This window comes from Shewanella sp. 10N.286.54.B9, from assembly GCF_041468565.1.
Taxonomy (GTDB): Bacteria; Pseudomonadota; Gammaproteobacteria; order Enterobacterales; family Shewanellaceae; genus Shewanella.
On sequence record NZ_JBFRIY010000041.1, the window covers coordinates 1 to 13,274 of the forward strand.

At 43.8% G+C, this 13,274-nt stretch carries 13 protein-coding genes; 5 read left to right on the plus strand and 8 right to left on the minus strand.

The features are described 5' to 3' along the window. Positions 1-204: 204 nt before the first annotated feature. Positions 205-894 (minus strand): DNA-3-methyladenine glycosylase I, encoded by a 690-nt coding sequence (locus AB4135_RS14975; RefSeq protein WP_371994117.1) that lies wholly within the window; start codon positions 892-894, stop codon positions 205-207. Positions 895-1,214: 320 nt separating this feature from the next. Here AB4135_RS14975 and AB4135_RS14980 point away from each other — a divergent pair, with 320 nt between their 5' ends. Next, positions 1,215-1,853 (plus strand): glutathione S-transferase family protein, encoded by a 639-nt coding sequence (locus AB4135_RS14980; RefSeq protein WP_371994118.1) that lies wholly within the window; start codon positions 1,215-1,217, stop codon positions 1,851-1,853. Here the strand turns inward: AB4135_RS14980 and AB4135_RS14985 are convergent. Both AB4135_RS14985 and prlC read right to left on the minus strand, forming a co-directional pair. After that, positions 1,850-2,380, minus strand: coding sequence for a thioesterase family protein (locus AB4135_RS14985; protein ID WP_371994119.1), 531 nt, complete (start codon positions 2,378-2,380; stop codon positions 1,850-1,852). The genes AB4135_RS14980 and AB4135_RS14985 overlap by 4 nt on opposite strands. 195 nt (positions 2,381-2,575) lie before the next feature. Then, positions 2,576-4,615 carry an oligopeptidase A gene (gene prlC, locus AB4135_RS14990; RefSeq protein ID WP_371994120.1) on the minus strand — a complete coding sequence of 680 codons (2,040 nt, stop codon included), beginning with the start codon at positions 4,613-4,615 and terminating at the stop codon, positions 2,576-2,578. Positions 4,616-4,889: 274 nt separating this feature from the next. Between prlC and AB4135_RS14995 the strand changes: the two genes are divergently transcribed. From AB4135_RS14995 to gorA, 3 genes are all read left to right on the plus strand, one after another. Next, positions 4,890-5,675, plus strand: a complete 786-nt coding sequence (locus AB4135_RS14995) for a hypothetical protein (protein ID WP_371994121.1) — start codon at positions 4,890-4,892, stop codon at positions 5,673-5,675. A 129-nt stretch (positions 5,676-5,804) separates the two neighbouring features. Further along, positions 5,805-6,269 (plus strand): hypothetical protein, encoded by a 465-nt coding sequence (locus AB4135_RS15000; protein ID WP_371994122.1) that lies wholly within the window; start codon positions 5,805-5,807, stop codon positions 6,267-6,269. Between the two features lie 340 nt (positions 6,270-6,609). After that, entirely contained in the window at positions 6,610-7,965 is a 1,356-nt protein-coding gene (gene gorA, locus AB4135_RS15005; RefSeq protein ID WP_371994123.1) for a glutathione-disulfide reductase, read from the plus strand. A 78-nt stretch (positions 7,966-8,043) separates the two neighbouring features. Here the strand turns inward: gorA and AB4135_RS15010 are convergent, their stop codons facing one another. Then, a complete protein-coding gene (locus AB4135_RS15010) occupies positions 8,044-8,352 on the minus strand; it encodes a hypothetical protein (RefSeq protein ID WP_371994124.1) in 309 nt (102 codons plus the stop codon). Positions 8,353-8,746: 394 nt separating this feature from the next. Here AB4135_RS15010 and AB4135_RS15015 point away from each other — a divergent pair, with 394 nt between their 5' ends. After that, a complete protein-coding gene (locus AB4135_RS15015) occupies positions 8,747-9,670 on the plus strand; it encodes a YeiH family protein (RefSeq protein ID WP_371994125.1) in 924 nt (307 codons plus the stop codon). 14 nt (positions 9,671-9,684) lie between these two features. Here AB4135_RS15015 and AB4135_RS15020 read toward each other — a convergent pair whose 3' ends face one another. The 4 genes from AB4135_RS15020 to AB4135_RS15035 all read right to left on the minus strand — a co-directional run bounded on the left by AB4135_RS15020 (position 9,685) and on the right by AB4135_RS15035 (position 13,267). Further along, a complete protein-coding gene (locus AB4135_RS15020; RefSeq protein WP_371994126.1) occupies positions 9,685-9,834 on the minus strand; it encodes a hypothetical protein in 150 nt (49 codons plus the stop codon). A 116-nt stretch (positions 9,835-9,950) separates the two neighbouring features. Continuing rightward, positions 9,951-10,658, minus strand: a complete 708-nt coding sequence (locus AB4135_RS15025) for a DJ-1/PfpI family protein (RefSeq protein WP_371994127.1) — start codon at positions 10,656-10,658, stop codon at positions 9,951-9,953. 175 nt (positions 10,659-10,833) lie between these two features. Next, positions 10,834-12,018, minus strand: coding sequence for an HD-GYP domain-containing protein (locus AB4135_RS15030; protein WP_371994128.1), 1,185 nt, complete (start codon positions 12,016-12,018; stop codon positions 10,834-10,836). 493 nt (positions 12,019-12,511) lie between these two features. Continuing rightward, positions 12,512-13,267, minus strand: a complete 756-nt coding sequence (locus AB4135_RS15035; protein WP_371994129.1) for a DNA-binding protein — start codon at positions 13,265-13,267, stop codon at positions 12,512-12,514. Between the last annotated feature and the right edge of the window lie 7 nt (positions 13,268-13,274).

Below are 13,274 nucleotides of genomic sequence, written 5' to 3' on the forward strand. Positions count from 1 at the left end.
AATAAAAGAATTGAAACGAACCCAAAGGGCCGCGTTTCTTGGCTATTTTTACTGTGTTGTAGACTATTTGTGGAGAATAACTAAACGGCATAGCCTCCGCCTTGTCAAAATAGCCAATAAACTGCGGCAAAAACAACCGTGAAAGATCAACAGCCCCTAGTCAGCAAAAAGAAAACATCCCATGATTTGTTAGATTTAGAGAAGTTAAATACGGTTATCACCAACACTACAAGCCAGGATTCGGCTAATATCTGCCAAGCTACGACCCGATTCTTGCTGCCATTGATTAAACACGGTTTGCACCTGCTTTAGTCCCGCTTTTGAGCTAAAACCATAATCGACTAAATGATGCGCTTTGAGGTATCCCTGCACATCACTCGTCAGTAAAAATGTGTCTTTACCGATTGCACGTAAAAAGTAGGGGCCAGTGTTACCACCAAGGCGGTTGCCTTTACGCTTAAGCTCAGCCCATAACCCGGTAATATTTTCACTTGGCCAGCTAGCTAAATACTCGGCAAAACTACCATGTTCACGAGCAATATCGTTCACCATATGGGCATTGTCGTAAATCGCCATGGTTTTCTTCAGATGTCTGATAAGTGTAGCGTCACTCGCTCTATCTTGCAGTTGCTCAGGAGATAGCATCAGCACTTTAAAAGGCTCAAAGTCAAAAAAAGCTTTTTCATAAGCTGGCCACTTCGCCTCGACTATTCGCCAGACAAAGCCACTTTGAAATACCTTTTTACTCATCTCAGACAACAACTGAGCATCCTTGTATTGGCCGATCTCATCCTCTTCAAGGCTAGTTGACATCAACTGCTCAAGCCCTGTTTGACCACCTTTTCGCTCTGCTGCTCGCTCATAGATCGATGCAAATGTCTCAATACGACTCATTACAACTCCTTTAATTATTACTAACCCGCTGAACGGCATTGCTTTATCAAGATAACGCTAGTGTATGGCACTTATATCAATCGTAGTAAGTAATTGCTCATCCTAGCTCGTTAAAACACCCTATAACGTCGTTAACAATTATAATTGTAGAATAACTACTTATCGAAAATTCCCGCTTTGTTCTCAAGTGTTTTCCCTACGCTAATTCTGAACACTTACTTACTGTGACTGGTAATAGACGATAAAGACATCACATTGTAGGTAACCCCTTTAGCAACTAGAGTTAAGCTTATTACCATTGATTGGAGCCAGTAACTCGTATGGATCTTTATTACCATCCATTGTCACGGCAATCACAAAAAGTACTCATCGCCCTTTATGAAAAACAGGCACATTTCTATCCGCATATTATTGACCTCTCTGATCCCTATGCGAGGCGTGAATTCCAGCGAATAGATTTGACTGGCTACCTACCAACATTAAGGGTAGAGACAGGGGAAATAATTCCTGATGCGAGCGTTATCATAGAGTACCTTGATGCTACTCTCGCTCAGGGCACGCGGCTAATCCCACAACCCTTAGAGGATGCTCTGCAAGTCCGTCTCTATGACCGACTCAGTGATGCTCGGCTAGACAAAGTGATCGACAATTGGCAAATAGCACAGAATCCAAACTTGCATAACCAATTAAAAATAAAACAGTTAGAGAATGAATTACTGACCACTTTAGATTCCTTTGATCGGCGCCTTGCCAATAACCACTGGCTATGCGGCGACAGCTTTAGTCTTGCCGATTGCGCCACAATCCCTTGCTTACTATCACTAGACACAACATTTAACCTACTGGACTATGAACACTTAGGACGCTATTGGATGCAAGCCACACTGCGAGGTGCGGTTAACCAAGTACAAGAGGAGGTTGCACTGACGCTTGCACGTCAGGCGTCAACACCAAGCTAGATATTTTGTTGTTTTTTCAATTGTAAAAAGCTTTTCCACTTTTGCACTTCTGCGGGTAGTTCTGGCTGAGCACCATCAAACTTTATCTCTTCCAACATGGCTGAGATAGGGACTTGCTTGCGCTTGCAAACAAATACGCCGCGAACATGGGCAATACAGTGTAAGCCCCGCTCACTGACAAAGCGCTGCTCTACATAGAAGTATTTTTCATCCCAACCGACCATCTTGCTTTCAATATCAAACTTAGCAAAAGGTTTAATGTCACGAATATAGGTAAATTCTGCCGCATTAATAATCGGCATCCACCCAAGCTTTAAGAAGCGTTTTAGCAGCCCCATTTCAGACAGCATGTAAGTTCGAGCCAGATCCATAAATGCTGGATAACGCGAATTTGTCAGGTGAAAGTTAATGTCGCAGTCGCTTGGAAGCGCACGGTAACTCAGGGTACTTTTACCTAAAAAATCGATTTTGTTGCAATGACGTACGCGCCAAGCAAATAACCAAAAAAGCCTAAAATAGAGATTCATTTACAGCTAAACCTACGTCCTTGATAAATAACAGCGGGCAGGCTACCAAAGGTCATACCAGATCACAAGCCGCTGAGCCATATAAGATCTCCGCCCTATTCCCCTTAAGAACAGGGCTTATATAGCTATTCCTATGGGATTGGTAAAATTAAAAAAAGGCGCTCAAAGCGCCTTTTTACTCAATGATTATGTGGCTTAGCCATTAATACCACTATGCCTTAGTAAGGCATCCGTTTTCGGCTCACGCCCGCGGAAGCGTTTAAATAGCTCCATCGGCTCTTCACTGCCACCCATTTCCAGAATGTTCTCAAGAAAACGTTTGCCTGTTGCAGCATTAAAGATCCCTTGCTCTTCAAATAGCGAGAAAGCATCAGCAGATAGCACCTCTGCCCACTTATAGCTGTAATAGCCTGCTGCGTAACCACCTGCAAAAATATGCGCAAAGCCATGTTGGAAACGATTAAACTCAGGCGCTTTCACTACCGCAACCAAATCTCTAATTTCATTAAGCTTGTCTTGAATATGCGCACCTGCAGCTGGGTCAAATTCTAAATGCATCTTAAAATCAAACAACGAGAACTCAAGCTGGCGCAGCATCATCATGCCCGACTGGAAGTTTTTCGCTGCCAGCATTTTGTCTAGCATCTCTTTGGGTAATGGCTCACCCGTTTCGAAATGGCCAGAGATCTCAGCCAACGCTTCTTCCTCATAACACCAGTTTTCCATAAACTGACTCGGTAATTCAACGGCATCCCAAGGCACACCGCTAATACCCGATACCCCACCGACATCAATTTTGGTCAACATATGGTGAATGCCATGGCCAAACTCGTGGAACAAGGTAGTCACTTCATCATGAGTAAACAATGCAGGTTTATCCGCAACTGGTGCGTTAAAATTACACGTTAGATAAGCCACTGGGTCTTGAAGCCCAGTAGATGTGGCACGACGCGCACGACAGTCATCCATCCATGCACCGCCACGTTTGCCTTCACGGGCATAAAGGTCTAAATAAAAGCTACCTCGATGCTCGCCATTACTATCACTAATATGGAAGAAACGCACATCGTCATGCCAGCTATCGAACTGCTTTTGCTCTTCGACTTTAAGACCGAATAGGCGCGAAACGGTATAGAAAAGTCCAGACAGCACTTTGTCTTCTGGGAAATATGGGCGGAGTAATTCTTGAGAGATCTCATAGCGATGTTGTTTTAGCTTTTCAGCGTAAAAACTCAAGTCCCAAGCAGCTAGATCTGTCGCGCCATATTCACTCGCTGCAAACTGTTTTAGCTCTTTAAGTTCGGTCTCACCTTGGGTCTTTGAGCGAGCAGCAAGCTCAGTCAGAAATGCCAAGACTTGCGCAGGCGTTTCTGCCATTTTAGTGGCAAGAGACTTATCGGCAAAACTGTCGAATCCTAACAGGTTGGCAAGTTCATGGCGTAACGCCAAGATCTCATCCATCAATGGACCATTGTCAAACTCACCCGCATTAGGGCCTTGGTCTGATGCACGAGTCACAAATGCGCGGTAGCACTCTTCACGTAGCTCACGGTTTTCACTGTAGGTCATTACTGGTAGGTAAGATGGGAAGTCCAGAGTAAATAGCCAGCCTTGTTGCTCTTTAGCTTCAGCCATCGCAGCCGCTGCAGCTATGGCTGATTCAGGTAAACCTTTAAGCTCGGTCTCATCGGTGATCAACTTGCTCCACGCTTGGGTTGCATCGAGTAGTTGATTGGAGAAACCACTAGTGAGTTCCGACATCCGCTTAACGAGCTCGCCATAACGCAATTTGTCGCTATCACTTAGTCCAATACCTGATAACTCAAAATCACGCAGACTGTTTTCAATCATCTTCTTTTGCGCTTGTGAGTAGCTCGTAAACTCAGCTGATGCGGCAAGCGACTTATAAGCTTGATACAGCCCTTGATGCTGGCCAACAAAAGTACCGTACTCCGATAACAATGGTAGGCATGCATCGTGCGCCGCACGCCATTCATCATTACTAACCACTGAATTCATATGTGAAATCGGCGACCAAATCTTGCCAAGTTCATCATCAACATCGTCAAGTGGAGCGACTAAGTTGTCCCAAGTGAAACCTGCTGTATTTTGCAGAACTTCATCAATCTTGGCTCGGCAATTGGCAATCCCCTGCTCAACAGCAGGCTGAATATGTTCAGGCTTGATACTAGAAAAAGGAGGAAGCTTAGCGCTTTTTAACAAGGGGTTGCTCATGGTTGAGTCCTTAACATTCTATGTTGATAGATAAAGAGATGAGGGTAAGTAACCCAATATTCAATCGTATAAGTAAGAATAGTTACGTTTTGCTTGTCACCTATCAGCTAAAAATCGGTTTTACATTGATTAAAGTCAAATTTTTCAGCACCGATAATACCCAGTATTAGTATTGCAAAGCGCTTCGCAAATACAAGCTATTATCATTTACATTCATCAACCAAAAATTATGATGTACGGGATGCTAACTTTCGCCTAAATACTGAGCTCTTCCATGAAAAATGCTAACAAAATTGCTATCGCTGTTCCGCTATTAATGAGTGCTTCATTAGCGTTTGCTGACCAATCAGTAAATATTGATGACTCCCATAGCACCAAGATAATGGAAAAGCTGCCGCTAGATAATAGCGGTGAGATTCAAACACTGTTTGACTTAGGCTGGGACTCCAACTACATATCTGAAGGCCGTAACAACCTTGATAAAGGCGGCATTTACTGGGCGACGGCATCAGTTCAGAAAAATAACCTAAACGCTTATGTCACAGTTGGTCGTGGGGACAGCCAGCACTATATAGAGTACAACTTCGGCCTAGAATATGGTTTCGAATTATCAGAAAATATAAGCGGTAGCGTCGGCTACCAACGTCTTGAATTCTATGGTGATGAACGTGCCCATGACAACGAATTTTTCAGTTCACTTGAGTACAGTAAGTACGACTGGTTAGTACCTTCTGTTAGCTATACCTATTCAACTGAAGCTGCGGGTTACTTTGTAGAGGTCAGCTTACACAGCAATTGGGCACTGACTGAAAATTTGAGTGTGACCCCTTATGTGACTCAAGGCTTCGACTTTCAATACGTGACAGAGCAACACGACGGCGCTAACCACTTCCAGTTGGGTGTAGAGGCAGAGTACCAGCTGCCTAACCAATGGGTATTGTCAGGTCATATTAGTCACAGCATTGCCCAAGAAGATATTAAGCTTGAAGCGAGAGAAAACGGCAACACCAGTGGTTTAGACGAAACCTACGCGGGTGTTCACTTGAGCTGGAGCTTTTAAATAATCTCCCGCTCCGAATAGTTAGGCTATAGTTGAGCTATCGTTGTTTTGCAGCGTTAATACGCTAAAAAACAGCTACGCCGTCATTTGCAAAGGATTGCAAATGCAATACCACTCAGAGGACAAGGAATGTTACCTACCTTTTATCGCTCCATCATTTGTTTGCTGTTATTTTGCCCTAACTCCATAGCCAGTGACTCCCCGGTACTCCCCTTAGGTGTGGTGCTGGACGATCAAGGCCAACCGCTTACAATACCGACCCAAGACAAAACGGCATTGAGTTACTCATCTATCCCGCCTGCCAGTAACAGCAAAAGCAAAAAAAAGCCGCCAGCTAAACTTAAAGCCAGAAACAAAAGCAACAGTCGAAAGCAGCAATTATCTAGCCGAAAAAGCATCGCTAATGACGCTGGGTGTCGTTGGCTAAATGGCCGAATGAAGCAGTTAGAGAAACAGCTCACTGCGGGTGTAAACCACCGCAATCGACACCAGCAGCAAGAACTTAGCGTGAGGCAAGATGAGTGGGAGTGTTTAAAATGTGGTGTCGAAGGCCCTAACCCGAGTGATCACCATAGCTGCCAATATCGACGCTAATCTGGAAAAAGGGATCTGAAAGTTCTCAGACGAGTATCAGGTCTAAACTAATACTCGTCTGAGTTAAGGTTGCTAGTCGAAGATTGAAATAGACAATATTCACCCCAATATCAGTTAGCACGCTCACAGTCTATCGCTGAAATATTTGCGCTGGTTCAAATAAATATTTCACTCTACAATGGCTGCATATCGATTCGACGAGCCATAAAAATGTGCCACGATGTGAATCTTTTCGATTCTAAATTCGTCATATATTTATTGGCATCAGTCGTACACAGGAACAAAAGCCTCAGTCTTATTCGCTTTTGCTCCTCAATAAGTTACTTTTTTGGAGATACAAATGGCTCAACATTTTGATTATATCTGTCTTGGCGCGGGTAGCGGCGGTATCGCTTCAGGTAATCGTGCAGCAATGCGCGGCGCAAAAGTATTGGTAATTGAAGCAAAACACGTTGGCGGCACTTGCGTAAATGTGGGCTGTGTACCTAAAAAAGTGATGTGGTATGGCGCGCATGTCGCCGAATCTATGCATTTATTCGCGAAAGATTATGGTTTTGACGTAACAGTTAATAATTTTAACTGGAACACATTAGTGGATAACCGTGAAGCCTATATCAGCCGCATCCACGACGCATACGGCCGTGGCTTTGCCAGCAATAACGTTACCTTGCTAAATGGTTACGGTAAGTTCGTCAATAGCAATACTATTGAAGTCGATGGCGAGCATTACACTGCCGATCATATCCTTATCGCGACAGGCGGGGCACCAACGATCCCTAATATTCCAGGCGCTGAGTACGGTATCGATTCTGACGGTTTCTTCGCCCTACGTGAACAGCCGAAACGTGTTGCCGTTGTAGGCGCAGGTTATATTGCGGTTGAACTTGCCGGCGTATTACATGCATTAGGTAGCGAAACTCACCTATTAGTGCGCAAGCATGCTCCTCTGCGTAACTTCGACCCAATTTTAACTGACACCTTAGTTGAAGCCATGGAGATCAATGGCCCGACATTGCATACCCACAGCATTCCAAAAGCGGTAGTTAAAAATGCCGATAACAGCCTGACGTTAGCGCTTGAAAATGGCGAAAGCATTACCGTAGACAGCTTGATTTGGGCCATTGGCCGTTCACCTTCTACCGGCAACATTGGTCTTGAAAACACCGATGTGAAGCTTAATGCAAAAGGTTATGTGGTCACCGACGAGCAGCAAAATACCACCGCAAAAGGTATTTACTGTGTTGGCGACATTATGGAAGGTGGCGTAGAGCTAACTCCTGTTGCAGTGAAAGCAGGCCGCCTGTTATCAGAGCGCCTATTTGGCAACATGCCAAATGCCAAGATGGACTACAGCGTTATTCCAACCGTGGTATTCAGCCACCCGCCTATTGGCACCATGGGACTAACTGAGCCAGAAGCTGAAGAGCAATATGGCAAAGATAACATTAAGGTTTACACCTCTGGCTTTACCTCAATGTACACCGCCATTACTGCACATCGCGAAGCCTGCAAAATGAAGTTAATATGCGCCGGCGAAGATGAAGTGGTTGTGGGTATTCACGGCATCGGTTTTGGTATGGATGAGATCCTGCAAGGCTTTGGCGTAGCAATGAAGATGGGCGCCACTAAAGCAGACTTTGATGCCGTTGTAGCGATACACCCGACTGGCGCTGAAGAATTCGTTACCATGCGCTAGATAGTTATTTTAAATACTTTATGAAAACCCTAAGTTGTTATTAAATTAGGGTTTTTTATTGGCAAAAATCGACGGTAACTAAAACTTACATTTATAAATTACAGCAACCACTTTTGCAACTTCGCCTTGAACGATATGGAGCCAGACAATGTGGGTTCCATGCAGCTTTTCGGCGTACTTCATCGCTTGGTTTTTAGCTTCTTGCAGCGCAAACTCTCCTCGGCCTTTACCACGTGCCATTGCAAAACTGTCGCAATGGGTCACCTCAAAGTCATAAGCTTCATTAATGCGATGATATAACTGCTGCTCATTCACATCTTGTGCGCCCCACCAAGACGAGCAACCGCTGAAAAAACAGCAAACAAAAATAACAATGAATTTCAGCACTGAATAAACCCTATTGAACACTGGGAGACTCTGATGGACTGAGTGAAGCTATAGGCAGCAGGAGCGATATCTACATCGAAATGTATCATTTACCTACCATTACAAGTCGCTATAGTTTCACTTTAGTTAGTGAGGTTTATTTTCTGTGAAAAATAAGCAACATACAGTCAAGCTATGTAAATAAGTGAAAGTTATCTGCGACATAGAGTAAATATGAGATCTGACTTGCGTTTAAAAGCTTAATAACCGCTCAAGCTGTAATTTGATTGCGAACACCAAGATTAAATTTTTCTGAATTTATAAGTAAGTAGTATTTAATTTATCAGAATCAAACTACGCGCTATACTCTGCTGCTCGATAGCAGCCGGTAATCCAACTCCTCTTAATGCACACATTGAATCAACCAAGAGCACAACTCGCCCTTTTTATCATCATTGCTCTGTTGTGCTTGTTACCAGTGGTTTCATCACCTATTGCACTCATTCTAGGCTTTACTCTTGCCAGTATTGGCTGGGCACCGGATCAATTGATGCTGGCGAAACTAACCAAAAAGCTACTGGCGTTTTCCATTGTCGGTTTGGGCTTTGGCATTCAGCTCGATAATGCGATTACCGTGAGCTTAGAAAACCTGCCGCTGATTATCGGCTCAATTATTTTCACTTTAATCTTGGGTGTCGCGCTGACCCGTCTACTCAAGTTTGATCGCAAAACGGGTTACCTGATTGCCTCGGGTACCGCTATTTGCGGTGGTAGCGCGATTGCGGCTGTATCGCCGGCAATCAAGGCAAACAGCGAGCAAGCTGCTGTCGCTTTAGCGACAGTATTTATACTTAACTCCATTGCACTCTTTCTATTCCCAGCCATTGGTCATGCACTATCGATGACGCAACATGAATTTGGCGTATGGAGCGCTATTGCAATACACGATACATCATCGGTTGTTGGAGCGGCTTCCGCTTATGGTAATGAAGCACTCACAACAGCAACCACGATTAAACTGGCACGCGCCTTATGGATTATTCCCATTGCTTTAATTAGTGCGATGCTCTTTAGTGGTGATAAGAAGAAAATTACTATCCCCTACTTTATTGGCTTTTACTGCTTAACTATCGCAATTGCTTATTGGTTCCCCCAAGGAGCGCCATTTTATGAGGTCGCATTTAGTGTATCTAAACGCTTATTAGTGGTGTGTTTATTCTTAATTGGTGCAGGTATAACGCTAAAAAAGATGAAAGCGACAGGTGCTAAACCCTTGGTACTTGGACTGCTATTGTGGCTAGCAATAGGAATGAGTTCGCTAGCTTATATTCTTTACTAAGCTTCACTGTATCGTTAATCTTCAGCACGATTTTGCTGACGTAGTACAATCCAAAGCAACGCACTAAAAGCGGCGAGATCGATGAGCGCTCGTGTCAAACCGGTCGTCATCAGCGAGGCGCTAATAAAGACAATACAGCAGAGTATAATTAACCATTTGTGCATGCGCTCCTCCCAATTAGCGATTTATATGAAACGCAATTATTGAGGAGCTTTGATATTCCCGCCAATATCCTTTATTACTAATTAATAGCAATTTCAGCTAAGGCTATACTTTTTGTTTATAAAGAGACGGCATAAGGGTCGTTACTGCTGTCATCCAGCCAGTGGTACTCGGTAAGCGTTTCAATACGCCTCGCCTCTGCTTCACCATGCAACTGCTTTATCCAATACAATGCAGCGTCAGTACCTGCAGAGACACCAGAAGAGGTTAAGAACTTGCCGTCATCAACCCAACGTGCTTTAGGCTGCCAATTAACGTTTTCTGCCAGCGACGTCACCCAGTGATAAGCCATTTTATTGGTGGTTGCTTTCACGCCGTCTAACTTGGCTGTTTTGGCTAGTAACGCTGAGCCGGTACAGATAGAGAATACCTTTTCGCTGCGCTCAATCTGAGCAGCAAGCCACTGTAGCATTTGCTCATTATCGACTAATGTTCGAGTACCTAGCCCACCAGGAATGAGCAGCAGGTCGCAAGCATAAGTACTGTCTGTTAATGCATCTGCTACCACCCTCGGGCCTTGGTAACTTTTTATAAACTCAGAGGGCCCCACCAGCTTTATCTCAACGTTTGGTATATGACCTAACATTTCAACGGGACCGTGCAGATCTAAGGTTTCATAGTCATCAAACACCAAAGCCAACACTCGATAACGACTGTGTTGAAATAGTGTGGTTGTGGTATTTGTAGCCGCTACCACAGGGAGTGTGAGCAAGCTCGACGCAACTGCCGCAGAGCCCATTTTCAAAAATTGCCGACGCTTAAACATAAGTCACCTGTTGTAATTTATTCTCGTTTTAGAGCGAATTCTAGCGACTTAATTCAATGATAATAAAGTAAAAACAGGATAGTAGAGCTAGATCAAACAAACAGAATAACATGTGTAATAGAGGTCACAAAAAAGCGCCTTATTGGCGCTTTTTAATAGCTAAACTTGAATAAACTTAGTAGAAAGGCGTGGGATCAATCTCTAAACTACTTGGTGAGATCCCTTTTTCAATATTAAGGTCTGACTTAAGCAGATCAACCATAGACACTTCAGTGTAGAGTTTATGTCGATTTGAATAGAAGCACTTAACCTTAGGATGCAGAGCGTCACGATTTTTAGCTTCCCAAACGATACCGACTCGTCCATCAGATAATTCGACTAATGAACCAACGGGGTATACTCCGACACAGCGAATAAACTCATAAACTAACGCTTGGTCTAAATGAAATGGCGTTAGGCTCAGCAAAATTTTAAAGGCAGCTGCAGGACTCATGGCCTCTTTGTAGCAACGAGTGGCTGTTAAGGCATCAAAAATATCGACAATACAGCTCATTCGCCCATGGATTGGGATCTCATCACCCTTTAAACCACGCGGATAACCATTGCCATCCAGCTTTTCATGATGCATTAAGCTAATATCTTTACTGACTTGCGATAAACCAGCGGTATTATTCATGATCTCAACCGCAAAAGTTTGGTGTAGCTTTACATGCTCAAACTCTTCAGCAGTTAACTTACCCGGCTTATTAAGAATCGCGCTATCGACTTTAATCTTGCCAATATCGTGCAAAATTCCCCCGACGGCTAACTTTCTTAGCATGTCAGTATCGAACTTCAAATAGCGACCAAAGGTAACCAGCAGAAATGCGACGTTGATGGAGTGTTCTAACAGGTAAGCATCTTTTGAACGCAGAGCCGATACACACTTTAATGCATCTGCATCAAGTAGCACCGACTCAATCATGTTGTCAGCAAGTGCCTCAAACGGTTCAACTTCTACCGCTTTGCCTTCAAAAGTTTCAGACAGCACTTTTTGGATGAGATCTTTCGCCTCAACCATTAATTCTTTGGCTTTCTTTTGAGTGTTAACTCGATCTGTGCTGACTCTTTTAACCACAGGAGCTGGCTTCAGATTCGGCTTATTTAGGCCACAATCAGGCGATGAACGATCAGCATTAACCCACACGTGGGTAATGCCGCTTTTCAACAATTTTGCAATTGCCTCTTTGCTGCGGATCTGCCCAGCGTTTGCAATACTCACTTGGCCCTTGGTATTGTCGATAGATTCGACGAACATACCCACACCTAATTTTGCGACCGAGACTTTTATCAAGCCTTTTGATTCAATTGAATCACCCATTATCTCTTTTATCCCCGGATGATAAATCTTGCTAAGCGCTACTGAAAGCAGCACTGCCTCTACAAACTGTTGGTTTTATGTTGCTGAATATGTCTTCAGCTTATGGTTATTATTTTACGTAGAGGCAGACATTCTATTCCGAGTAAAAAAAAATCACCATAGCTAAAGCCAACTAAAACACTTGGTTAATGTAGAGTAAGATCAGAAAACAAAAAGATAACTCGCGACAATTGTTAAATATCAAATACTAATGTGAGAAACCCTTCTTAGGATGTGCCTACTTTTTTATAACAATCGAAACAATTTAAACGCCAACGTCTGTAAAGACAGTTATAACATGACTGTAAATGGTCATCGATCTGCTCATCTTCATCGTCTTCAGCGAAAAATTGACAAGCTGTAGCAGCTTCTCGCGCCGCCGTATAGGAGTCTGTACCGAATTTGAATCGCCACACCCCGTCCACATAGGTAAACCATTTATCCATATCAGCCTCTAATACGCCTTGAGTGTTTGCTTAGAAGCATTCACCCAGCCTGAACCATGACGACTGACTAAGAGCGCAAACATGTGCTGACGATAAACAGCCTTCACCTTGCCAGTTAATAATATTCGTTCATCATCTGCTAATACTTCTCCGCTATCACTTAGCACTATCTGCAGGGGGCTTGTGAGTAAAATATCAGCCACTGTGAACTCAATGTCGGCGCTTTGATTATAATCTCCCAAACAGAACTGACCTTTAACCCGACCATCTTGACCACTTAAACGCAAACCTAGACCCGCTAAAGCACCGATGACTCCTTGACCTGTGCCACCGTGTTCACTCAGATCAATACCTAGTTCAGTAGCCAGTTCGTAGGCTTGCTCTTTGGTTTTAACCGTCTTTTTAGCTGCGCGACCAAAGGCGATTAATGCACTGATATCGTAGGATGAACTCATATCAAGTATCGCCAACCCGGGGTCGGAAGCTGCTGCAGACTCCTGCAACAGATGAGTGACACATATTTGCTTTATGTCAGCAAAGTCGAGATGACTTTCAAGCTGAAAGCACATGGCACTGTTATGAGAGGTATAGGGGATATCGGGATGAACATATAACTGATGCCGAGTCACTAAGCACCTTGCGACATACTCAGTTCTATTCGCCTGTTGTTGCTGTAAAAGGTGGGCAATCTCTTCAGCAATTTCCCCGGTACCTTTAGTGCCTATGTCGTCGGTATCATCAATGCATATTAGCCAGTTTTTCATTCTTAAT

Coding starts and splice junctions, on each gene's coding strand:
- AB4135_RS15025 (WP_371994127.1), bottom strand. CDS start 10,658: ATGTTTAAGCGTCGGCAATTTTTGAAAATGGGCTCTGCGGCAGTTGCG.
- AB4135_RS14975 (WP_371994117.1), bottom strand. CDS start 894: ATGAGTCGTATTGAGACATTTGCATCGATCTATGAGCGAGCAGCAGAG.
- AB4135_RS15035 (WP_371994129.1), bottom strand. CDS start 13,267: ATGAAAAACTGGCTAATATGCATTGATGATACCGACGACATAGGCACT.
- AB4135_RS14995 (WP_371994121.1), top strand. CDS start 4,890: ATGAAAAATGCTAACAAAATTGCTATCGCTGTTCCGCTATTAATGAGT.
- AB4135_RS15000 (WP_371994122.1), top strand. CDS start 5,805: ATGTTACCTACCTTTTATCGCTCCATCATTTGTTTGCTGTTATTTTGC.
- prlC (WP_371994120.1), bottom strand. CDS start 4,615: ATGAGCAACCCCTTGTTAAAAAGCGCTAAGCTTCCTCCTTTTTCTAGT.
- AB4135_RS14980 (WP_371994118.1), top strand. CDS start 1,215: ATGGATCTTTATTACCATCCATTGTCACGGCAATCACAAAAAGTACTC.
- AB4135_RS15020 (WP_371994126.1), bottom strand. CDS start 9,834: ATGCACAAATGGTTAATTATACTCTGCTGTATTGTCTTTATTAGCGCC.
- AB4135_RS14985 (WP_371994119.1), bottom strand. CDS start 2,380: ATGAATCTCTATTTTAGGCTTTTTTGGTTATTTGCTTGGCGCGTACGT.
- gorA (WP_371994123.1), top strand. CDS start 6,610: ATGGCTCAACATTTTGATTATATCTGTCTTGGCGCGGGTAGCGGCGGT.
- AB4135_RS15030 (WP_371994128.1), bottom strand. CDS start 12,018: ATGGGTGATTCAATTGAATCAAAAGGCTTGATAAAAGTCTCGGTCGCA.